This window comes from Psychrobacter sp. UBA2514 (assembly GCF_002341255.1).
Lineage (GTDB): Bacteria > Pseudomonadota > Gammaproteobacteria > Pseudomonadales > Moraxellaceae > Psychrobacter > Psychrobacter pacificensis.
This window is the reverse complement of record NZ_DDNS01000012.1, coordinates 72764-95718: the sequence shown is the minus strand read 5'-3', so window position 1 is coordinate 95718 and position 22955 is coordinate 72764. Positions and strand designations below refer to the sequence as shown.

Here is a 22955-nt window from a genome sequence, read left to right as displayed (position 1 = left end):
TTTTTACATCGTTTTTTGCAACATTATTCTTTACGGTATTTACCATCACCGTAGGACAGTACTTTCATTGTGGTCGTACAAAGCTGGCAATCGATTTGACTAGCAGCAGCTTTCGATAAATCAAGAATACGGCCTCGAATATAGGGGCCTCGGTCTGTGATTTTGACCACGACACTTTTTTTTGTTTTTTGGTTGGTCACTTGAACTTTTGTGCCAAACGGTAACGTGCGATGGGCAGCGGTTAGTGAGTTCATGTTAAAGATACTACCACTTGCAGTGCGTTTACCATGAAACTTGCTGCCGTAATAACTGGTATTGGCCGCAAAAACTGTGGTACTCAGTAATAGTGATAACGTGACAACCAAAGACTTAATTAAATATGACATTCATGACCTATAAGCAATTTATGAAATAGACAGCGATGCTTGCCTATGTTGTCATACCCCTATGAGTATGAATAAGGAGGGGATTTTACAAGATATAGATTGTCAAACTATTACAGCCGTGTAAAAAACTCACGAGGTCAAATGCTTGTTTTTTAAGGGAAAAATATCATTTTTGACTAAAAATAATGGAAGAATGAGTACCGAGCATAGACTTATAGAGAATAATTCTTATTAAGAAGTCAACAAGAGACCAGAAAGTAAATAACAAAATGCAAATAATTGATATATAAATACGAATACTATCGATATAGTAAGTTTTGACCGCGAAAAGCCTACCGAAAACAGTCTGTTTTATTGTAATAAAAGCTTTCTATTTTATTACTAAACTGTAAAAAAAACCAAAATTATTGATTGCTTTAGGCTGTTTGAGAAAACTGGTCATATCGTATGGCGAGTCGTTAAGAAAAACATGGTGGTTCATGGCTGTTAAAAAAACAGCGGTTGGAATATTTTAGTAATATAAACAACAATCATTGAGTAAAAAAGTCGGTCTCATCACTTTTAGTAATCATTAGGCGGCTTTATTTTTGTCTTTATCTTATATTTTTCAATTTTCGTTACATCAATAAAAGTCAGTGATATAAAGCATTCTAGGAAGTCATCTAGAGCAATATTTACTATAGAGATATATTTCTATAAGTTTTATTACAAAAAAGTTGCATAAAAGAGACTTTAAGATTAGAGTTTTCGACCCAACAAATATTAACTAATGGAGTCACGTATGAAAAAAGTTGTTGCTGTGGCATTGCTCGCTGTTTTGACATCAGGATGTGCGACGCAAAACTATCTTGTGTCTTCATCGACTGCACCGACAGCCGCTACAAAGGCTGATGCTGATAAAATGCAGACTTTCTTTGTCAGCGGTTTGGGTCAAGAACAAGACATTGATGCGGCCGAAGTTTGCCAAGGCAAAGAGAATGTGGCTAGTATCCAAACGCAAAGCAACTTTATCAATATTGCGCTAGGTTTTATATCTTCAGGTATCTATACCCCACGCCAAGTCCGTGTTTACTGCAAGTAAGGAATAATGAATATGAAAAAACTACTAACAATGGCAGTGATGGGTTCAGTATTATTGGTATCAGGTTGTGCAACCCAAACAGGTCTTATTCAACCAACTCAAAATACCACTCCAGAATATACTAAGTCACAGACCTTCTTTATTGGCGGTATTGGGCAAGAACAGACTGTAAACGCTGCTGAAGTATGCGGCGGCGCACAAAATGTTGCCAAAGTTCAAACAGTACAAGAAGCCAAAGACATCGCACTAGGTTTGGTCACTTTTGGCATTTATACCCCTCGTACGGCTAAAGTTTTCTGTCGATAAGAGACGCTATCAATACCTCACATCATTTATTTTGACCATTAATTGATCGATGTTGAGCGCTGTATCTTAGAGCCGTTAAAAAAAGAGCAAACAGTCATTGTTTGCTCTTTTTTTTGTGGTGAGTATTGGTCATCAGTGATGACAGAGATGCTGCAATGAATGGGTAAGATTACTGGTAATATTTTTATAACGGTGTTTATTTTGATTATTGCTATCATAAAGTATGGACTATAAAAAATGACTATACCGAACACTAATATTGATCGATATGATCCATTCTACAGTTGGCATTTCGGTATGACTGATATGTTTTTATGTTGAGGAAAATAACATGGCAGAAAAAAATTACTATGACATTTTAGGGGTCAAGAAAGACGCCACAGACGCCGAGATCAAAAAAAAATACCGTAAGCTTGTGCGTCAATTCCATCCTGATGTCAGTGATGATCCAGACGCGGATAGTAAGATTGCTGAGATTAATAACGCTTATGAAACCATTAGAGATAAAGACAAACGTGCCGAATACGATGCGATGTTGGACAACCCGTTCGCTGGACAAGGTGGTGCAGGCGGGTTTGGTGGTTTTGGCGGTCAGGCGGGAGCGTCGCAAGGCGGTTTTCGCTGGGAGGATATCAAAGGCCAGTTCGGCGATGGCGAAGCATTTGGCGATGGCGGCTTTCGTTTCGATGATATTTTTTCAGCGTTTGGTCGCGGGGCGCGTGGTTCAGCCAGTGGTCGCTCTCAAAGCCAAGGGTTTGACCCTTTCGGTGGCGGTTTTGGGACGCAAGATAGTAAAGGTCAGGATCAGCATGCCGAGATTACGGTCGATCTGTCTTCGGTCTATCAAGGGGGCGATTACAGCATCAAGTTAAACGTTCCTGTGCGTCAGCCTAATGGCGAGGTGAGCTACGACAACAAAACGCTCAAAATTAAAATTCCAAAAGGCATTACTGATGGCAAGCAAATTCGTTTGAGCGGGCAAGGTGCTGCTGGCAGTAGTAATGGTAAAAATGGTGATTTGTTCTTAAAAGTAAAAATCCGCCATGATGACAATATCCGTATCGAAGGTGCAGACGTTTACCAGACTGTCAATATCGCACCATGGGAAGCCGCATTGGGTGAAAAAATTAATGTCAGCACGCCAGCTGGCACGCTTGGTGTGACCATACCCAAAAACAGTAAATCAGGTAGCAATCTGCGTCTAAAGGGCAAAGGTATCCCTGCCAAGCAAGCGGGCGATTTATACTTGACCTTAAATATCATTAACCCTGATGTCAGTAGCGATGCGGCAAGACAGGCTTATGAGCAGCTCAAGCAAGCCTTTGCCGACACCACTATCAACCGTTAATCCATGCGCTTGATGGTCGACATTCATCATTATAGTTAGCCATAGAGATGAATGCACCAAGGATGAAATAAAGAGAAAACGAGGATAATAGCTATGAAACACTCGCCTGAATTTACCGATATCATTATGAGCTTAGATGAGCTTGTCTCTGCTTGTGGCCAAGAGCGCCAATGGGTCATCGAATTGATTGAAGAAAGTATTATTGAATACGATGTGCCAGAACGTGAGCAATTCACTGGCTATCAGCTGACAACCGTGCGCCGTGCCTCACGACTCAGCCGTGATTTTGATGCCAGCGTGCCTGCCATTGGGTTGATACTTGAGCTGTTAGATGAGGTTGAGCAGCTGCGTCAATTCAAACGTCAGTCTGAGCGCCAAACGCCTATCATAGAGGTTGAGATCGACAGTATAAAGTAGTTAAGACCTAAAAACACCGCATAAAAAAAGGCCTTTATTAGGCCTTTTTTTATCGACAGAAAATGCTTTGCTAAAAATTAACGTGAATAAGTAGGATCAGCTGCTGCGGTAAATAATACATCAGTTGACGAGTTCAGAGCCGTCTCTGCCGAGTCTTGAATCACACCGATGATAAACCCAATGGCAACCACTTGCATGGCGATGTCGTTCGGTATGCTAAATAAGCTCGCTGCCAAAGGAATCAGCAGCAACGAACCACCAGCAACACCAGAAGCACCGCAAGCACTAATCGTCGCCACCAAACTCAATAGAAGCGCTGAAGCAAAAGACACCTCAATGCCCAAGGTGTGAGCGGCAGCAAGGGTTAACACGTTGATGGTAATCGCCGCACCCGCCATGTTGATAGTTGCTCCTAGCGGGATGGTCACTGAGTAAGTATCTTCGTGCAATCCAAGCTTACGCGCTAGGTTCATATTCACAGGAATATTGGCAGCCGAACTGCGCGTAAAGAAGGCTGTAATTCCTGATTCGCGTAGACATCTGAACACAAGTGGATAAGGGTTTTTGCCCGTCTTAACAAACACGATAATAGGGTTTGCGACCAAAGCGATAAACAGCATACAGCTGATAAGTACCATCAAAATACGGGCATAGCCTGCTAGCGAGGCAAAGCCTGTTTCAGCGACCGTACTGGCAACCAGACCCAAAATACCAAAAGGCGCTAGGGCAATAATCCACTTGACCACTTGCGAGATGGCATCAGCAAAGTCACCAACGACATTGCGGGCCGTGTCGCTGGCTTGGCGTAGCGCAAAACCAATGATGATGGCCCATGCCAAGATACCGATATAATTGGCTTCTGCAATGGCATTGACCGGATTGGCAACCAAATTCATCAATAGGTTGGTCAATACTTCTTTTAGGTCAGCGGGGGGAACTTGCGCGATATCGGCGTTGACCAATACCAGATCAGTGGGGAACAAAAAGCTGGCACCAACGGCAGTTAAGGCAGCCAAAAAAGTGCCAAACATATACATGATGAGCACAGGCTTGACATAGACTTCATTGCCACTGCGATGTTGGCTAATCGCCGCCATGACCAAAATGAACACCAGTATAGGCGCTACGGCTTTGAGCGCGCCGACAAATAGCGTACCAAGTAGCCCTATGGCGATACCGATACTTGGTGCTAGCCAACCGATCAGCACCCCCAACACCAAACTAATAATAATGAGCGGCACCAGCCCAATACGCTGATACATCGCAATCAATGAACGCATTTGTACATCCTCGACATCTGTCAAAAGTAAATGAATTGTTTGAGCAAAAATTTATCGAGGGATGGTAGCATTTTTTGGCATATTCGCATACCACTCATAGCAGTGGAGGCGACGTATAAAGTAACAGGTAAAATATAACGAGTGTGCTCAAATGTGGAGCAAGTATAGACGAAGGCAAATGAGCAAAAATGCTTAGGGCGTGTTAAAAGTAGTGATAAGGTAAAGAGAGAAATAAACGGCAGCGCTATACCCTAAAGTGGGTCAACTCATAGCCTAATTGCTGATAGGCTTTATATTTGTGGCGACCTTCTTGGGTACTGGTAGCATCAGGTCGGATCAGCTCAAGGACGCGAGAGGGCTTGGCGTTATTGGTCGCTGCCATAAAATCATTGATAGGGCGCGTTGTTGTGTTGAGCACGATACCATTAAAGTCTGCTGGCATATAACTGCCGAGCAATACGGGCGCTAAAGATTTGTCGGCGTCAGAGTCAGCGGCTTTAGAATGAATATCCGACAGGCATTGATGCGGTATAAAGCTCGTGGCCTCTTGTGCCCAAAGTGCTCTATCTAGCTCTGCTAGCAACGTTTCATCTTCGATCAAAATCAATAAAGACTGCGTGCTTTTGTTCAGTGCTGTCTGAGTCAGCTGACAAATAAAGCCCAAGAAATCTTGGGCTTTACTCTCACTTAATACATAAAAACTGATCTTCATAGAATGGTTTTCATAAAGTATTTGATAAAATAGCATTTATCAATAGACGGTCGTTAATGCACTGCCATTGATCGATTAAGCCATATCCGCGCTGTTTTTCAGGTACTGCATAAATAGCGGTACTGGACGGCCAGTCGCGGCTTTGTCTTTGCCTGAGTTCCATGCGGTACCAGCAATGTCTAAATGCGCCCATGCCTGACCTTCTTCAATGAAGCGAGACAAGAAGCAAGCGGCAGTCACTGCGCCCGCACCTTTACCACCGATGTTTTGGATATCAGCAATTGGCGAGTCAATCAGTGCTTGATACTCATCATCAAGTGGCATGTGCCAGATAAGATCACCTGATAAGTTGCTCGCATTCTCGAGATCAAACAATACATCTTCATCGTTACTAAAGACTGCCGAACGCACATGGCCCAATGCAACCACACAAGCACCCGTCAATGTGGCGACATCGATGATGGCTTTTGGATTATAGCGCTGTACATAGCATAAAGTATCAGCCAGTACCAAGCGACCTTCGGCATCGGTGTTCAGAATTTCAACAGATTTACCATTCATGGCTTTGACAATATCGCCTGGGCGCGTGGCATCCCCTGATGGCATGTTTTCAGCACAGGCGAGCGCACCGACCACGTTGATTGGTAGACGTGCTTCACATAAAGCTTTGATAGTACCAAGTACTGAGGCTGAACCACCCATGTCAAACTTCATCTCATCCATTGCCGCGCCTGGCTTGATTGAGATACCGCCTGAATCAAAGGTCACGCCTTTACCGACCAAGACGATAGGCGCATCATCATTTGTAGCTTGTGCATTATTGTCGCTAGCTTTGCCGGCTTTCTTAGCGGATTTTTTGGTTGGTAGTTTATCAGTGAGCGCTTTTTTTAGACCAGTCACTTTCGCGTTGCTAATCGTTTGCTCGGTGGTGCCAGCGTTTGCACTAAATGAGGATTTACCGCGGTACTCCATGATGACAAGCTGACCTTCTTTGGTAGAGCCTTGAGCCACTGATAAGAAACAGTTCATACCCAGCGCTGACATCTCGTCTTCACCGAGTACCTTGACAGTCAATAGGTCAGGATAGGTTTTTGCAAGTTCTTGTGCTTGCTCTGCCATATATGCAGGGAAGCAAATATTACCTGGCTCATTGGCAACGTCACGAGTGAGGCTTTGACCGGCGAATACTGCCTCAGCAAATGCGAGTGCAGGCTTTAGTGAGTTATCAGCTAACAGATAAATATCAGTCAATACAGGCGTTGTTTGCTCAGATTTATATTTGTCAAAGCGATAGCTGGCTGCCAATAGGTTTAGGGCAAATTGACCAAAATGGCTTTCTTCTAGCGCATCACCTAAGGCAACGGTAATAGACGATACACGCTTTTGCGTGCTGCTATAGATGGTCTTGGCAATTTTTTGCAGTACGGTATTGCTGAATTTGTCCGTGTTACCGACACCAACCAACAATAGCTGTACAGGGTTTTGTTTGGTGGTTTTTTTATCCCCTGCCAATGCATAATCAGCAACGGTCTCACAGGCTGTGCCCTTAAAATGAGAGACTTCAATCAATTGCTCAATACGAGCGGTATAATCTGTCAGCATGGAGTTGGCAAGGATGTTTTTCTTATCATCGACCAAGACCACCAGACAAGCGTCGTCTTTACTTTTGGCTTCTTTTTTGAGGATTTTTTGCGTATGCGTCTTTGGCAGGTGCTGAGATAATTTGATATTCATATAGTTATCCTTATTAGAGTTATGAAAATGATGCAATTGCTGGTGCCTGTTAGATTATTGGATTATTTGGCTTGTAGAGCAATCACGATAGTGTAGCATATTGCGATGATGGTGCGCAGTTTGCACCGTTTAGGTAAAATGTCGGAACCGTTTTACTTGATCAGTGGTTAGGGATTCACGCTAACCTTTCACCAACTCATCAGTCGTTACTAACGCACTAAACCTGTCTTGTAGCGCTGCCATCGCGGTGTCATGCATGACCTCAGCACTGATGGTTTTTCTAGTAGCACTTGGGAGATCGCGAGTGGCACAGGCGTCGTGACAGACAAAATTGTCAAAACCCAGATCAAAGGCAGCTCTCACACTGGAACTTACGCACATGTGGCTCATGAAACCTGCAAAAATAATTTGTTGTTTGTTTGCAGACGAGAGTAGTGATTGTAGCTGCGTATCATAAAACGCATTGGGATGGTTTTTGGCAATCACGGTTTCGCCATCTTGCGGCTGTAGCTCTTCGACGATCTCGACGTTAGATGATAAAGGATCAAAGACATTACCATTTTCTGCACCATGATGGGTGATGTGAAAGATAGGGACATCTTGCTTGCGGGCTTTATCCAGCAATAGTCGTGCGTTGTCGATGGCCTTAGCGCCTGCTTGACCTAATGGCATGGCACCATCGACGTATTCGTTTTGATAATCGATAAGTACGAGGGCGCAATTTGACCAATCAAGTGTATCGAACTGACCACCAGCGAGTTCAAGTAGGGTTGCGGGCGTAGATGTGGTATTAGTCATTGGTATTCTCCATTACATTAGATGACATAAAAATATTTTTATCCGTCAGTCAGTTTAGCAATTAATAACAGAGATAGAGATTCGATGATACGAATGACAAACAAACCTTTCCAAACTAAATAAATAAAAAACGTATTGGAGAAAACCCTGTTAAACCAATTCCATATAAGATTTCATTAACGATTTATCCAATATTTGATATGTTTATCGTCTACCGATAGTAATGTGCTATCAGTAAAGTGTACGTAATGTTTGCAAACACATTTCACAGCCATTTTTAGGCAAAACATGCTAGGATTAGCGGTTATATTTGTCGCTTGTGTTTGTTGAGTAGGACTAATCAGTCACTCAGTAATTGTCAGTATTATTTGAACGTATACGATGCCTATGATGCATTGTTATTGTGCTCAAATATGACGATAGATCCCCCAATCCATCATGCGCATACCAACTGTTTAAGAGTACCCATTGTGATATTACGCCGCTATATGACTCGACAAGTTGCCTCGACCACTGCTTTGGTGCTGGGGTTTTTGGTAGTAATGATGCTTGGCGGTCGTTTGATACGTTATTTTGGCATTGCTGCTGAAGGACGTTTGGATATTGGCCTGCTGTTTACGATCATCGGGTACAACCTGCCGTATTTTCTAGAATTGATATTACCGCTGGCCTTTTTTATCGCGTTGATGCTGGTGTTTGGTCGTTTATATGTCGATCAAGAAATGGCTGTCATCAATGCCAGTGGGGTGTCTCGCGGTAGGCTGGCTCGCCTGATGACACCATTGATATTAGCGTTGTTTGTTGGTGAGGCGGCGCTATCTATCGTAGGCAAACCATGGGGCGTACGCTCATCTGAGGCGGTATGGCAGCAGCAAGCATTGACCAGTGCGTTCGATCTGATTAGCCCAAATGAGTTTATAAGCAGCGATAACTACCATCTATACGTGGGTAGTCTCAGCGATGATAAGAAAAAACTACAAGATGTGATATTGATCCAATCTGAACCGACGCCAAAGGGTAATGCTGGCAAAAGCGCTGATATGAATAATACGATTGATCAAGAAACCGCTGATCAAATGGGCATCTCTGATATGCCAAAAGATATTATAAATAGAGATGCAAAAAACATCAGTAAAGATACCATCACGCTCGCCAAGCGTGCTGAACAGGTCAATACTGGCAATAGTGGTGTGACCCAGTTGGATCTATTTCAAGGTCGTCGCTATGAGGTGGGTGCAGGCAGCTTGAAATACAATCAAGTCGCCTTTGACCGTTATCGCATCACGCTTACTGAATCCTCGCAAGAGGTCATTACTGAAGACAATATTGAAACCCAAGCAATTGGACCTCTATGGCAAGCGGCAACGGGTGATGCACAAACCAGTACAAATAACGCGCTGCGTGCTGCTCAAGGTGAGCTTGGCTACCGTCTGGCACTGCCGTGGCTGATGATTATCGCACCGATGCTGGCTGTACCGCTTGCGCAAGTGCGTCCACGTCAAGGGCGTTGGCTGCGTCTATTTCCTTCTATCTTATTATTTGTCAGCTGTGCGCTAGGCATCATCTCGCTTAAGAACGCAGTGAGCAAAGGCAGTATTAGCGTATGGGCATATGCATGGCTGGTATTAGGCTTTATGGCACTAGCGCTTTATTTGAATTGGGGCAGCCGTGTGCAACATCGATTGCGCTTTCGTAAACAAGAAAATAGATTAGCCGTCGCCGCGCCTATCAGCAGTCTGGACAATCAACACAATAGCTCACAAGGAGGGCAGTCTTAATGCGCTCTTTATTTGCTAAGTCTGCAGGGGCTGGTCAGCTGGCCAAAAAACCTGCCAATTTAAAAGTCCTCAGCCGTTATGTCAAACTCAACGCCTTACTTGCTATTATCGCGGCCGTCGTTGGTTTATGGGCGTTACAGCTGGTATTCTCTTATCTATCAGAGCTCGATTCGTTAGATGACCGTTATACGATGGGGCAGGCACTTAAATATATCTTTTATCGATCACCCTATTTCTTAGAGCAATTCATCCCAACGGGTGCGCTACTCGGTGCCGTCATAGGATTGGGCTTACTTGCTAATAAAAGTGAGCTGGTCGTCATGCGTGCGGCTGGGGTCAGCATCTATCGTATCGTCGGCTGGGTGTTACAACCTGCCTTCATTTTTGTGCTACTGGCATTGGCGATTAATCAGTTCGTGCTACCGCATTCCAATCAATTGGCAAAGCAAATAAACGATGAGGACAACACATCGCTAGTCACTTCGGTGCGCGGCTATTGGACGGTGCAGCCACGCTTTGAAAATGCACAAGATGGCAGCGCCACACCTGATGGCAGTGATATTTTATATATCGATTATGCCGATGTTCAGGGTAATATCGGCGAGGTAAAACGTTGGCATTTAGATAACAACGGTAATCTGCAAACCGCTGTACATGCTAATGGCGGAAAATATACGGGGCGTGAGCCTATCGATGTGACCAGTGACAAGCCAAGCGAGCAGTATCGCTACGAATGGCAGCTGAACGATATGGTCGAGCTTAGCATTAATCAGGGCTTTGAGAGTAGCCAAGCCGTTTCACCATCAGATACGCTCAGCTTACCATTCGCTCCAGAGTCTGTGTATCTACTGACGCGCAAGGCAGAGGATTTGTCTCTGACGCAACTATACGAGCATCGTCAGTTTATGCGAGGGCAGGGCAAGCGCTCCTTGGATCATGAAGTGGCGTTTTGGCAAAAGCTATTATCACCTTTATCAATATTGTCACTGGTCATTGTTGCTTGCTCATTCGTCTTTGGCTCGCTACGGACGCACAGTTTGGGCTTGCGCATCGTGGTGGCTTTGCTGTTTGGCTTGCTCTTTAGCTATATTCAGGATTTGGTCGGATTTATATCGCTTGCTACAGGATTTTCGCCCATGCTGATGGTGTTGTTACCGATAATAGGCAGTGCGCTATTGGGTGGTTATTTGATAAAACGCCAGATGTAGAAAGACAGTTGGTCATACAAGACAAAAAGCACGCTAGATCTATTTTAGCGTGCTTTTTTATGACGATCTTTTATGGTTGGATGCTGAAGACTAAACTTTGGTCGCCATAGTAATCGTATAGGTTTTGCCTTGTTTGATCTTTTCGCTATTGCCGAACACTTCGGTAAACGAGCGCTTCATAAACTGGCGCAAGCCATTGATGGTCACGACATAAAAACGGCCACCTTGACGCATGCGTGCATAGGCATCAAGGAAGTACAGATAGTGTTGCTCTTTGCCAACTTTGGCGGGCAAGTTCGACATCACAAGGCTAAAGTCTTTGTCCGCTGCCACATGATTAAAGCCATTTGATAAATGCACATCGACGTTTTTTAGACCATTTTTTTCGCAGTTACGGCGAGCATATTCTACTGCCATAAAGTCTTTATCAATCAAGGTATGCTGACCATTTGGACATTCACGCGCGGCTGTCATACCAAGTACGCCATAGCCACAGCCCAAATCGATTGAATCATCATCGTTTTGGAAATCCACATAATCAAGCAGCATCAGGCTACCGTCATCGAGCTTTTGCGGTGAAAAAATACCCCACGTGGTTGCAAAATCAAACGGCTTACCCAGCACGTCTTGGCGAAAGTTAATGTCTTCGCGCCAATGTTGGGCATTTTTTAGCAGGTCAGCAGGTGGCTTATGATTTAGTGGGTGGCTCATAGGATTCTCGGATAATAGATAGGTAAAAGGGGGTGCGTTGTCTAATTAGACAGTGCGCATCGTATGACGAGTATTGTAGCGAGAAAAGGGCAGGTTTGCAGCATCGTATTACGGGAATCATTATGGTTGCCAAATTTAGCATGTAGAAAATACATAGAAAAAAAGATATTGGCAAGATTAGGTGAGAGGCTTACACTCAACTTTAACCTGATAGCTCTGAAGTAGTATGTATGGCAGACATTATATTTGTATCTAAAGTCGACTTCTGGATCGCGTTGATTTTATGGGTCGGTAGTTTATCACTTATCCTCATTCCATTATGGGAATGGCGCTGGGGCAAAAGTAATTCACGTATGCGAAACATACTGCTAATGATTATCCTACTGCCTTTTGCAGCACTGATGCTTATGCCTTTTTTTGGTACTAAATACACCCTAACCGATAGCCAGCTATATGTGGATAGTGGTCTGTCTACTCAAACCATTGAACTGGCAGATATCACATATATTACGCCAACTCGAAGCATGACGTCTGCACCAGCACTATCATTGGATAGACTTAAAATAGAATATCGAAACAAAGAAATATTGATATCGCCAAAAGACAAGCCGCGCTTTTATCAAGAGATACAAGCACGTAATCCCAAAATAGTGATAGAGAAAAAATATAATTTCTAGACTACTTACTCAACCGTTTCTTTAACACATGATCAAACACAAATGGACCAAAGGGCAAAAATGAACCAAGCACACCAGCAGGGAGCGCCCACAGCGGCATTTTGATTTTATGTGCCGTGATAAAGAGCACCACAATATAGGCGATGAACAACACTCCATGCACAGGCCCGACGTAGCCCACCATTTCAGGCATATTCAGCATATATTTGAGTGGCATGGCGATACCTAGCAGCAGCAAAAAAGACGTGCCTTCCAAATAACCCATAATGGTCAATTTTTTTAACGCAAATGCTTGCGCTTTGGTGAGAGTGGGCTTGGATGATGGCTGAGCTTGCGGCACAGTATGGTCCTTTGCTGATGAGTCAATATATAAATTAAGCGCTCGCGCTAACCACGTGGATGGTGCGCGGTATGTAGCTGCTGCAATCTTGCTGTCGCCACATGGGTATAGATTTGCGTCGTGGACAAGTCACTGTGTCCAAGCAATAGCTGTACGCTGCGCAAGTCGGCGCCATGATTGAGCAAATGAGTGGCAAAGGCATGGCGCAGCGTATGCGGTGAGAGTTCTTTGTCGATACTGGCTACTTTGGCGTAACGCTTGATAAGATACCAAAAGTTTTGCCGCGTCATATAGCCGCCTTGCGCGGTCAGAAATACCGCTTGGCAGTTACCAGATTTTAGATGGGCAATCAGATCGCTGCGCCCATGAGACAGATAATCTTCCAGTGCGTCCGCTGCGTATTCACCGAGTGGCACCAGTCGGGTTTTATTGCCTTTACCTGTGATTTGTAGCCAGCCTGCGTTTAGGTTCACTTGCTCAAGTGACAGATTAATCAGCTCACTGACGCGCAAACCGCAGGCATAGAGCACTTCTAGCATCGCTTTGTCACGCAGTCCAAGCGCCGTACTGGTATCAGGTGCGGCAAGGAGATTATCGACATCAGCCTCGGCCAAATCCTTTGGCAACGGACGTCCAAGCTTTGGGCTTTTGATACGCTCGCAGGGATTGTCTTCGCGCAGATTGCTCGCTATCATCCATAAATAGAACTGACGCAGACTTGAGAGCATACGCGCTTGGGTGCGTGGGGTTTTACCATCTTGGGCAAGCAGTGAAAGGCAGTGCAGCACATCATCAGGCTGCCAGCGGGTCAGGGCGAGTGGGTTGGTCAACTCACAAGAACGCAAGTCGCGCACATAAGCATTACGGGTACGCGTCGCCAAACCACGTGCTAGCATGGCTTGACGAAACTCCGTCATATAAGACGGCTCATCATCGACTGCCAGCGCTTTGGGTTGCCTTTGCTGTACGGCGCGGTCACGACTCATAGGATGCTCGGATATAGGTCAGATATAAGTTAACCACTTTTTTTCTTCACCACATAGCGATAGAGCGTGGCGCTTGCTGGCGTGGTGTCATCGCCATCAACAGTGATTTCATCAGGGTCAGTATCTAGGCTGATATTTTCTGCCAATGTTTCTTGAGTCATCAGCTCATGACCCAGATGACGACAGAAATTTGGAATGTCGCGGGTGGTAGCAGGGTCAGTGGCCAGTATCTCAATCACCTCACCGCTATCTGCTTTTCGGATGACTCGGTGCAGCATCATCACAGGCTCAGGACAGATCAGCCCCTGCGTGTCTAGGTGATGGTCGATGGTCGTATCTGGTATAGAAGTAGTCATAGTCATTATCGTAAAACTAAGTAGGTAGGTTAAAGAATGGATCGTTTGTTTAATCGCTTACTGAGGTGTACTGTCTAGATCGTCTACGGCTGCTGCCTCTTTGTCAGTGTTTGCCACGTCTAAGAAGTTAAAAAAGCGCTTAAAACTGACTTTGAATAAAAATGCCACACCCACCCAGCAGGATAATCCCAGCCATGCTGTATCAGCAAATAATAAGCCGCCAAGCAAAATGATGGACGATACGCCAATACTCATGGCAATCATCGAGGGTTGGTTTAAGCGATAACGATAAACCACAAAAGCATCATAAAGCGTAATGGGGATGGTCAACGCAACCAATGCGTAGGGCAGATTGTAAAACAGTTGATAAAGCAGCTGACTGTCATGAAAGGCCTTGATACTAGCGATGGTACCAAAGACCACAAAAGCAAAAATGGCCGCATAAATCAGATAAATCGCCAGCTGGTTGGCTCGCTGTGCGCCCTTGATACGAGCGATAGCAAGCGGGGCAAAACCATGTTGCGACTTAGTATGCAAGTCTTGGTCTAGGGCAGTGGTCATAGTAATCAGTCATTTATCTGTGAATAGGTACGATGTAGCAAAATGGTGCGACAGAAATAACAGTGTCTTCTACCTATCTTGCCTAATTAGTCTGCTTTGACCGCGTCGATAGCCAAGCTGCTATTTGGATCGGCAAAATACGTCGACATCAAAATACACGCAGAGATATCATCAATCGGGTCGCGCTCGTTTTGGATCCAGCCGTTGTCCCATGCGATTTCTCTTGCTTCGATAGAGGTTAAACGCTCATCACATAATGATACGGTCACTGGCAGATGCTGCTCCATAATTCTATGAGCCAGACGCCGCGCAAATTTATGTGCGCGTTTTGAGAGCATGGAGCTGCTACCATCCATATTAAGTGGCAGGCCGACCACCACCTGTGCCACGCCCCAGACTTTGATAATACCGATGAGGTTGTCCCAGTCGGGCTGACCATTATTCATCGCCAAGATGTCAAAAGCGCGTGCGGTTTGGGTCAAGCTATTACCGAGTGCCATGCCCATTTTCTTGACACCATAATCTAGCGCCAAAATAAGATGCGGTTTGATCTTTGGTTCAATGGCATCAATCTCAATGTCACTCATATTGCCACTAACCTTGCCATTAGTGTCAATGTCATCATCAATGGTATCTTCATCATTTGCTATAAAAGGGCTATCTACCATATTAAAGGCTATCCTTTTTTATCTGTATTCATAGAGCATGTGCTATTAAGCATGTCCGATGTCACTGCTAAGATAGTCAAAGTTGACGCCGATTTTGTCAGCGGCGATTTGCCAGCGCTCTTCGAACGGCGTATCAAACAATAAAGTCAGATCGGCAGGGCAGACGAGCCAATCACCATTACCCAGTTCTTGGTCTAACTGTTTTTTGCCCCAGCTGGCATGACCCAAGCACAGTTGATAGTGACCGACGCCTTGACCTGCCGCGATACGCTTTAGAATATCTTGGCTGGTGGTGATGCAGACATTCTCTGAAATCGCAAAAGAGGACGCCCATTCAGGCTGACCTGTATGCAGCACAAAGCCGACCTCAGGATACATAGGGCCACCTTCTAAAGCCACATCTTCCATCACTTGCGGATTGGTCACTTCAATATCTAAATCTTCTAGAAGCTTGCCCACTCGTGCTTGCTCTAATGGGCGATTGACCATCAGACCTAGCGCACCATGCTTATCATGGCGGCAGATATAGATGAGCGCCTGCTCAAACCTTGGGTCTGACAGCTCTGGCGCCGCAATTAAGAAGTGGTGAGTCAAATTGGTTTTAGACATAGAAACAAACGCAACCGAATAATAAGGGTGAAAGACCACTATATGGTGATAACCAATAGAAAAGCAAGATTCGCGCCAATTGCTATTGATAGCCACAAAGATTTAACAAGTACTTTTTTGATGAATCGTGCTGGATGATTTAACGACAATTAATGTGTCATTTGACATCAGACAGCAAGCTACGAGCATGATCACGAGTCACATCGGTGATCGTAACGCCACCAGACATACGCGCCAGCTCATCTACCTGCGCGCTGTCTGTCAGTATTATCAGCTCACTTTCGGTCTGTTCTTGATGGTGCTTTTGTACCAAGATATGTTGGTGCGCTTGCGCCGCGACTTGTGCTTGGTGAGTGATCGCGAGCAATTGCTGCGTTTGCCCAAGCGCGCGTAGTAGCTCGCCGACCACCTGCGCCGTACCGCCGCTGATACCGACATCGACTTCATCGAATACGAGCATGGGTTTGGCAGCTTTGTTATCAGCGTTGGTTGCTTGCAAGACTTGCATGACCAGCGCCATTCGTGACAGCTCACCACCTGAGGCGATTTTATGCAGTGGCTGCATGGGCATACCGACATTGGCACTGAACAATAAATCAATATCGTAGCAGCCATGTGCATTGTACTGGCTAGGCTCTGTCTTTTTGGTAAAAACGAACTCGCAGCGCGCATTGGGTAAGGCAAGCGGTTGTAGTTGTTCTATAAGCTGTTTACTAATGGTTGGTGCCGCTTTTGTACGCTCTTGATTTAGCTGTGTGGCCAGTGCTAGATAATCCTGCCAAGCTTGCTCAATTTGCGCGGCCATCGCATCACTGCTCGGCTCGTTTTCTAACTGCTCTAATTGCTTTTGCCAAGCTTTTGCTTCATCAATCAAATCGCTCGCTGGCAAGTTGTACTTACGTGATAAGCGATGACTTAAACTGATGAGATTGTCTAATGCTTGTAAGCGTTCAGGGTCAGGTAGTTGCTGCTCGGCATAATCTGACAGTAGCGCCGTCACCTCGGTGATTTGTTGCTGCGCCAAATGCAGCTGCTCAGAGGCTTGCTCAAAGGTTTGGCTGACACCAACTTGATGATCGCAAAGTTTGATTACTTGCCCGAGCAAGGTCATTACATCTGGCTCATCGGTATCGTTGTCGAGCAGATGCAAGCCATGGCTGGCCTCTTGCATTAAGGCCTCAATATTAGAGAGCTCCTCGTGCTCAGATTCAACTTCTGCATAGTCCACAGCCAATAGAGGGGTGATGTCTGCCAGTTGGCTTTGTAAAAGTTGAATACGGTCTTGACGCTGAGCCTCGCGACTTGCAATATCATCAGCGCGACGCTTTAGCTGCTGATACTGCTGATAGCTACTGGCTGTCTGACGCGTGAGTGGCGTTATTTGTGCCATCTCATCGAGCCAATTCACCACAAACTGCGGCTTGAGTAAGGCTTGCTGAGCATGTTGGCTATGAATATTGACCAGTAATGCGCCCAAGCTTTTTAGCTCAGCCAAACTGGCAGGCGAACCATTCAACCATGCTTTTGAGCGACCAGTATTGCTCAGCTGCCGCCGAATAAGTACTTCAGGCTCGTCTAGCGCCCGATCATTCTTGGCAAACCATTCGGCAATGACGCTGTTGTTGTGTACATCAAACTGAGCATAAATGTCTGCGTTGTCTGCGCCATGTCTGACCATCGCGATGTCTGCGCGTGCACCTACACACAAGGATAGTGCATCCAGCAATAACGACTTGCCAGCCCCTGTTTCACCAGTGATGACATTGAAGCCTTCAGCGACACTCAGCTCATGCTGAGCGATCAACGCAAACTGATGTAAAGTTAATGATACTAGCATCAACGCCTCTCATGACAGACAATGAACTTCATATAAATCTTAAGAAGCCATCTATAAAATAAGATAAATAAAGCAATGAATTTATCTATTTAACGACACTAAATAGATAAATATTGTAGGCAAACAGTATGGTGCTAAATGTGCTCAAATACAAACATTAAGGGAGTGTATAATCGAATTTGTGATTGGAAGATTACCACAAAATTATCAAAAACTGGCAATGAGTAATCGCTGTAATATCAATCATTAAGAGGGTTGATTATAGCAAAATTATGTCTATATACTAAGCGCGATTTCGGACAAAATTCATAAAAATAGACTCAGTATAATGATGTGTTAATGGCATAAAAGCAGATAAATAAGCCCATTTGAGCCCAGCATCAAATAGTATTTTCCTAGTCGCTTTAACAAACTTTATAGAGATAATGTGGTAGCATAATCTCACATAATGATAAACTCTTCTTGTTATATTGATGACATACGGTGCATGATAACGAGTCATGATTTTGTAAAATTACAGGCGTATAGTGAGAAGAGTATGCCAATCAGTCATTATTCCAAAGCGTTTTCATAGAACCTGTGGCTACTCTTAGCACGCAGATATCTAGTAGAGAAGGATACCGCACTCAGTGCAGAGAGGTGTGTTGATGACGCGGCTCTAGCGGTAACCAGTTACTTATTTTTTAGTTTTACCATAATTATTTGATAAGGAAGCCACTATGACAGCGGCGCAATTTACTAACGTAACAGTTAATGCCCAAGCGACAGTATCTTATGATGGTCGCTGTTCCAGCCATACCATTATGTTTGAAGACGGTCGTCACAAAACCTTGGGTGTGATCTTACCTTGTGATAACTTGGTTGAGCATTATCACTTTAGCACCAATACATCCGAGCGTATCGAAATCACCGGCGGCGAGTGTGAAGTGAAAATTAATGGTGATGACGAGTTTAGCTACTACCGTGCTGGTCAATCGTTTGTTGTCGAAGGCAATAGCGGTTTCAATCTACGTACCGAAGAAATCGTCCAGTATGTCTGCCATTTAGAAGGTTGATATTATCAACAATGCGATTAAGTTAATATTGGCTGCAATTAAGCTAGTATCATCAGTGAACAGCTAACGCCATCAAATATTAATGACCAAACAATAAACAATATCAGATTGGTATTGTTTATTTCTGTTTTTAGTGCTGACTTAATCGCTCCCTCATTGCCAACGAGTTGCAGTGCTCAATGCCAATGACATTCTTCTTATTCCATCGCTTAGCGCGATATCCACCTAATACTTAATAGGCCTGTTATGGCAAAACCCATTTACTTTTACGGCATTCATGCCATTGATGCGTTACTTAAACACCGCCCTTTGGATGGTCTTAGCTTGTTTGTGCAACAGGGACGCGAGAGTGACAGCCATGTACAAGCCATTATGGCTGAGGCGGAAGCTAATGGTATCAGTATCCAGCCGACCCAAAAAGATAAGCTGACACAGCTATGTGGTAGCCCGCAGCATCAAGGCGTGGTACTCAATGCTCGTCCGCTAGGTTTTGCTGATGAAGGTCTGCTTGATACCATTATTGGTCGCGAACAGTGCTTATTGTTAGTGCTAGATCAAATCACAGACGCACATAACTTTGGCGCTTGCTTGCGCACAGCCGTAGCAATGGGTGTGGACGCCGTGGTTTGTCCGAAGCACCATGCAGCAAGCCTGACGCCCACAGTCGCTAAAGTATCGGTTGGGGCCGCAGAGATGATGCCGATTATTAGTGTCACCAATTTGGCACGTACACTTTCGCACATCAAAAACGCAGGAGTATTTGTGTTTGGTACGGCGCTCAATGCCGATGCGAAGCCTATCCATGCCGCTGATCTGACTGGCAAAACAGCCATCATTATGGGGTCAGAAGGAGAGGGGATGCGCCGCCTGACAATGGAGAGCTGCGATGAGCTGGTTTATATTCCGATGTCAGGAAACGAGCATGGCAACCTACAAAGCTTAAACGTAAGCGTCGCTACTGGTATGGCACTGTATGAGGTTAATCGCCAGCGAACTTTAGCTGCTGGGCAAGCGTAAGGTACTCTTGGTGTAGGGGTTCTAGCTGTAAGTATAGAGAGGCAAGGTCGCTCTCGTTAAGTATGATATCGTCTGCATGACGATTGCGCTCTTCACGACTGAGCTGGTTGGTCATAATGGCTTTGATTTTTTGAATACTTTGATCATCACGCTGACTGGCACGCGCAAGCTGCGTGTCTTCGGTGGCATCCATTACAAGGATACGTTGGCATAAATTGGCAAGACCTGCTTCTGCTCCCTCAATGAGTAGGGGTGCGGACAATACCACATAAGCTGAGGTACTAGACTCTAACTGTGCTTTGGCTGTCTCACGTATCGCTGGATGCGTGATCGCCTCAAGCTCAATAAGCGCTTCAGGGTTTGCAAATACATGCGTACGTACAGCGGCCCTATCCATTGACCCATCACCATTTAACACCCAATCACCGAATCTTTTTTGGATTTTGCGCAGAGTATCGCTGCCTTTAGTAACGATCTCATGAGCGATCACATCGGCATCGATAATATCGATCCCTTGCTCAGAAAACCAAGCACTAGCAGCGGATTTGCCACTACCGATCCCGCCTGTTAAACCAACGACGAGCGTCTTGTTTTTTGTCTGTAGATTCTGTGGTTGACGCGAATAAGATTGTGCGGCTTTATTTGACATAATGATGGCTTATTTGACAGAGGTAGTAAAAGCAGTGACTAATGAAGAAATTGCTTATCAGTAATTATGCTTATAGATTAGGGTAAAAAACTTACTATCAAGACTTAGTAAGTATACATACCAAGATACCAGCTGACGATATCTGAGCCGTATAATAAAGCAACAATACCTGCGACAGCAATGTAAGGACCAAAGGCAAAAGGCCTGCTCTCACCTTGTTTTTTCATCAAGATTATTCCGACGATCGACCCAAGCAAGGATGACAATAAAATAATTAATGGCAACATCATGGGCCCGAGCCAAGCACCTAATACTGCTAGTAATTTAAAATCACCTTGTCCCATCCCATGTTTCTTAGTGATTAAGTAGAATACTTTAACGACGATCCAGAGTGATAAAAATCCGAAGAGTAAACCCCATATCGACTGCGTTGGTGAGACAAACCAGCCTTGTGAGTTGACGGCCAATCCTAGACCTGCTAGTGGAAAAGTCAGGCGATCGGGTAGTAGCTGCGTATCAAAATCAATACCGGTTAGAGCCACTAGTGTCCACACTAAAACGAGCGCTGACAATCCAGTTGCATTGACACCGAATTTGTAGATCACGAGCACCGATAGTAAAGCGGTTACTAACTCAACTACAGGATAACGCAAACCAATCGCAGCTTTGCAGTTTGAGCAGCGCCCTTTTAGTGCCAGCCAGCTGATTAAGGGTATGTTTTCATACCATCTGATCTTATGAGCGCAATGGGGGCAGCGTGAGGCAGGTCGACTCAAAGTAATGGGTTGGTCAGTAGCCACGACATTCGCTATAGGTAACGTATGCTCGCGTGGCATATCTGCCTGTTCGATCATAAATTGGCTACATTCTTGTCGCCAACCGTAAATCATCATAAGTGGGATACGATGAATCACAACATTTAAAAAACTGCCAACACAAAGACCTAACAAACCAAATACGACCAAGGCTAGAGCTATATTTTCTTGTAGTAACTGTATGAATTGCATTAAACCATTATCCTACGACTGAGCCCATTTGGAAGATTGGTAAGTACATCGCAATGACCAGACCACCAACTAATACACCCAGTACAGCCATGATCATAGGTTCCATTAAGCTGGTCAAACCATCAACGGCATTGTCGACTTCGTTTTCGTAGTAGACAGCGACTTTATCTAGCATTTCTTCCAAGCTACCAGACTCTTCGCCGATACCCACCATTTGAATAACGAGACTTGGGAATAAATTGGTTGAACGTATGGAGAACTGTAGTTGCTGACCAGTAGAAACGTCATTTTTGATCTGTTGAGTGGCATTATAAAACACGACATTGTTGGTCGCACCAGCAGTAGAATCTAGCGCATCAATGAGAGGTACACCAGCGGCAAAAGTGGTAGATAGAGTACGAGCAAAGCGCGCAATAATTGCTTGATAAGCAATATTACCAAAAATTGGTGCTTTTAGTACCGCACGGTCTAAAAAGTCACGGAATTTTTTAGAGCGTTTTTTGGCTTCTGAAAATCCGATAATAGCCCCACCGATAAAAATAATTAAAATAAACCACCATGCTTTCATCCACTCAGACATACCCACTACCATTTGAGTAAAAGCAGGTAGCTCTGCGCCAAATGACTCAAATAGGTCTGAAAATACAGGCACGACTTTTATTAGTAGAATCATAGTAACGATAATGGCAACTACGATGACAGCAATCGGATATTTTATTGCTTTCTTAATCTTTGCTTTTAGTAGTTCGCTTTTTTCTTTGTAAGTCGCTACACGTTCAAGCATGGTCTCTAGCGCACCCGATTGCTCACCCGATTCGACAAGTGAGCAGAATAGATCATCAAAGTAACGAGGGTGTTTACGTAGGGCGGAAGCAAAGGTGCCACCTGCTTCGATGTCAGCTTTGATTTGTAGCACCAAGTCTTTCATACTCGGATTATCAAGCGAATCTGCTACAATTTCAAAAGATTGAGTCAGCGGGACACCTGCTTTCATCATCGTTGCCAATTGTCGCGCAAAAATCGCAATATCAATGGCTTTAATTGGTTTTTTGAAGGTGTAGAGCGGTTTTGGTTTCTTCTTGATACCTTTAACCGTGATCCCTTGCTTGCGTAAAGTTGCTTTGGCTAACTCTAAGCTACGACTAGTGGTTTCGCCTTTTACCTTTTGCCCGCGCCGGTTTACGCCATCATAGACAAAGTCCAACAGCATGTCAGTCTTAGCTTTTGCCATATTACTACCCTCGAGATTGTCTAATATAGATATTGCAAACATAAAGCAGAATACCAGACAAAATTGTTGGCTGGTATACTTTATTTTAGCGCAAAAAACCAGTGCCTATCTGTTTTATTTTTAAGTATATCTATTAGATAGTATTTCTACGTTAGGAGCCTTTAGAAAGAAAAATACTAGAAGATTAGGGCGTGTTGAACATT

25 protein-coding genes are annotated in these 22955 nt (G+C 44.5%); 9 read left to right on the top strand and 16 right to left on the bottom strand.

Annotated elements, in window-relative coordinates; translation table 11 throughout:
- Positions 1 to 23: 23 nt before the first annotated feature.
- Complete coding sequence (locus B3V51_RS04515; protein ID WP_058024720.1) at positions 24 to 386, bottom strand: septal ring lytic transglycosylase RlpA family protein; 363 nt, start codon at positions 384 to 386, stop codon at positions 24 to 26.
- Positions 387 to 1167: 781 nt separating this feature from the next.
- Here B3V51_RS04515 and B3V51_RS04510 point away from each other — a divergent pair.
- From B3V51_RS04510 to B3V51_RS04495, 4 genes are all read left to right on the top strand, one after another.
- On the top strand, positions 1168 to 1467 hold the full coding sequence (locus B3V51_RS04510; protein ID WP_058024719.1) for a Bor family protein: 300 nt from the start codon (positions 1168 to 1170) through the stop codon (positions 1465 to 1467).
- 12 nt (positions 1468 to 1479) lie between these two features.
- A complete protein-coding gene (locus B3V51_RS04505) occupies positions 1480 to 1773 on the top strand; it encodes a Bor family protein (protein WP_071002625.1) in 294 nt (97 codons plus the stop codon).
- Between the two features lie 331 nt (positions 1774 to 2104).
- Positions 2105 to 3121, top strand: a complete 1017-nt coding sequence (locus B3V51_RS04500) for a J domain-containing protein (protein ID WP_286708046.1) — start codon at positions 2105 to 2107, stop codon at positions 3119 to 3121.
- 93 nt (positions 3122 to 3214) lie between these two features.
- Complete coding sequence (locus B3V51_RS04495; protein WP_071002623.1) at positions 3215 to 3538, top strand: chaperone modulator CbpM; 324 nt, start codon at positions 3215 to 3217, stop codon at positions 3536 to 3538.
- Between the two features lie 77 nt (positions 3539 to 3615).
- On the opposite strand, the gene sstT is transcribed toward B3V51_RS04495, so the two are convergent.
- The 4 genes from sstT to B3V51_RS04475 all read right to left on the bottom strand — a co-directional run bounded on the left by sstT (position 3616) and on the right by B3V51_RS04475 (position 8062).
- Positions 3616 to 4818 carry a serine/threonine transporter SstT gene (sstT, locus tag B3V51_RS04490; protein ID WP_093069657.1) on the bottom strand — a complete coding sequence of 401 codons (1203 nt, stop codon included), beginning with the start codon at positions 4816 to 4818 and terminating at the stop codon, positions 3616 to 3618.
- A 244-nt stretch (positions 4819 to 5062) separates the two neighbouring features.
- Positions 5063 to 5530, bottom strand: a complete 468-nt coding sequence (locus B3V51_RS04485; RefSeq protein ID WP_093069659.1) for a DNA polymerase III subunit chi — start codon at positions 5528 to 5530, stop codon at positions 5063 to 5065.
- Positions 5531 to 5605: 75 nt separating this feature from the next.
- On the bottom strand, positions 5606 to 7264 hold the full coding sequence (locus tag B3V51_RS04480; RefSeq protein ID WP_093069662.1) for a leucyl aminopeptidase: 1659 nt from the start codon (positions 7262 to 7264) through the stop codon (positions 5606 to 5608).
- Positions 7265 to 7444: 180 nt separating this feature from the next.
- The gene (locus B3V51_RS04475; protein WP_093069664.1) at positions 7445 to 8062 is read right to left on the bottom strand and encodes a cysteine hydrolase family protein; all 618 of its coding nucleotides are present in this window, start codon (positions 8060 to 8062) and stop codon (positions 7445 to 7447) included.
- Between the two features lie 488 nt (positions 8063 to 8550).
- On the opposite strand from B3V51_RS04475, the gene B3V51_RS04470 reads away from it, so the two are divergent.
- Together B3V51_RS04470 and lptG are read left to right on the top strand one after the other, a co-directional pair.
- Positions 8551 to 9840, top strand: a complete 1290-nt coding sequence (locus B3V51_RS04470; RefSeq protein WP_093069847.1) for an LPS export ABC transporter permease LptF — start codon at positions 8551 to 8553, stop codon at positions 9838 to 9840.
- The gene (gene lptG / locus B3V51_RS04465) at positions 9840 to 11048 is read left to right on the top strand and encodes an LPS export ABC transporter permease LptG (protein ID WP_093069667.1); all 1209 of its coding nucleotides are present in this window, start codon (positions 9840 to 9842) and stop codon (positions 11046 to 11048) included. The genes B3V51_RS04470 and lptG overlap by 1 nt, the downstream gene beginning before the upstream one ends.
- Before the next feature lie 90 nt (positions 11049 to 11138).
- Here lptG and B3V51_RS04460 read toward each other — a convergent pair whose 3' ends face one another.
- Positions 11139 to 11759, bottom strand: a complete 621-nt coding sequence (locus tag B3V51_RS04460; protein WP_093069669.1) for a class I SAM-dependent methyltransferase — start codon at positions 11757 to 11759, stop codon at positions 11139 to 11141.
- Positions 11760 to 11989: 230 nt separating this feature from the next.
- On the opposite strand from B3V51_RS04460, the gene B3V51_RS04455 reads away from it, so the two are divergent.
- Entirely contained in the window at positions 11990 to 12436 is a 447-nt protein-coding gene (locus B3V51_RS04455) for a PH domain-containing protein (RefSeq protein ID WP_093069671.1), read from the top strand.
- A 1-nt stretch (position 12437) separates the two neighbouring features.
- Here the strand turns inward: B3V51_RS04455 and B3V51_RS04450 are convergent, their stop codons facing one another.
- From B3V51_RS04450 to recN, 7 genes are all read right to left on the bottom strand, one after another.
- Positions 12438 to 12776: a DUF3817 domain-containing protein gene (locus B3V51_RS04450; protein ID WP_093069674.1), complete on the bottom strand. Its 339-nt coding sequence runs from the start codon at positions 12774 to 12776 to the stop codon at positions 12438 to 12440.
- A gap of 47 nt (positions 12777 to 12823) precedes the next feature.
- Entirely contained in the window at positions 12824 to 13762 is a 939-nt protein-coding gene (gene xerD / locus B3V51_RS04445) for a site-specific tyrosine recombinase XerD (RefSeq protein ID WP_093069677.1), read from the bottom strand.
- A 29-nt stretch (positions 13763 to 13791) separates the two neighbouring features.
- Positions 13792 to 14118, bottom strand: a complete 327-nt coding sequence (gene tusA / locus B3V51_RS04440) for a sulfurtransferase TusA (protein ID WP_093069679.1) — start codon at positions 14116 to 14118, stop codon at positions 13792 to 13794.
- A 57-nt stretch (positions 14119 to 14175) separates the two neighbouring features.
- The gene (locus B3V51_RS04435) at positions 14176 to 14679 is read right to left on the bottom strand and encodes a hypothetical protein (RefSeq protein ID WP_093069682.1); all 504 of its coding nucleotides are present in this window, start codon (positions 14677 to 14679) and stop codon (positions 14176 to 14178) included.
- Between the two features lie 86 nt (positions 14680 to 14765).
- Positions 14766 to 15347 carry a Holliday junction resolvase RuvX gene (gene ruvX, locus B3V51_RS04430; RefSeq protein ID WP_379542904.1) on the bottom strand — a complete coding sequence of 194 codons (582 nt, stop codon included), beginning with the start codon at positions 15345 to 15347 and terminating at the stop codon, positions 14766 to 14768.
- 45 nt (positions 15348 to 15392) lie between these two features.
- On the bottom strand, positions 15393 to 15956 hold the full coding sequence (locus B3V51_RS04425; protein WP_093069684.1) for a YqgE/AlgH family protein: 564 nt from the start codon (positions 15954 to 15956) through the stop codon (positions 15393 to 15395).
- A 157-nt stretch (positions 15957 to 16113) separates the two neighbouring features.
- Entirely contained in the window at positions 16114 to 17793 is a 1680-nt protein-coding gene (gene recN / locus B3V51_RS04420; RefSeq protein ID WP_093069687.1) for a DNA repair protein RecN, read from the bottom strand.
- 719 nt (positions 17794 to 18512) lie between these two features.
- Between recN and B3V51_RS04415 the strand changes: the two genes are divergently transcribed.
- Both B3V51_RS04415 and rlmB read left to right on the top strand, forming a co-directional pair.
- Positions 18513 to 18848: a pyrimidine/purine nucleoside phosphorylase gene (locus B3V51_RS04415; protein ID WP_058023616.1), complete on the top strand. Its 336-nt coding sequence runs from the start codon at positions 18513 to 18515 to the stop codon at positions 18846 to 18848.
- Positions 18849 to 19094: 246 nt separating this feature from the next.
- Positions 19095 to 19865, top strand: a complete 771-nt coding sequence (rlmB, locus tag B3V51_RS04410) for a 23S rRNA (guanosine(2251)-2'-O)-methyltransferase RlmB (RefSeq protein WP_093069689.1) — start codon at positions 19095 to 19097, stop codon at positions 19863 to 19865.
- Here rlmB and coaE read toward each other — a convergent pair.
- The 3 genes from coaE to B3V51_RS04395 form a co-directional block, all read right to left on the bottom strand.
- Complete coding sequence (coaE, locus tag B3V51_RS04405; RefSeq protein ID WP_286708045.1) at positions 19828 to 20514, bottom strand: dephospho-CoA kinase; 687 nt, start codon at positions 20512 to 20514, stop codon at positions 19828 to 19830. The two genes, rlmB and coaE, sit on opposite strands and share 38 nt — an antisense overlap.
- A gap of 104 nt (positions 20515 to 20618) precedes the next feature.
- Entirely contained in the window at positions 20619 to 21521 is a 903-nt protein-coding gene (locus B3V51_RS04400) for a prepilin peptidase (protein WP_093069694.1), read from the bottom strand.
- 7 nt (positions 21522 to 21528) lie between these two features.
- A complete protein-coding gene (locus B3V51_RS04395) occupies positions 21529 to 22752 on the bottom strand; it encodes a type II secretion system F family protein (RefSeq protein ID WP_286708044.1) in 1224 nt (407 codons plus the stop codon).
- Positions 22753 to 22955 lie beyond the last annotated feature (203 nt).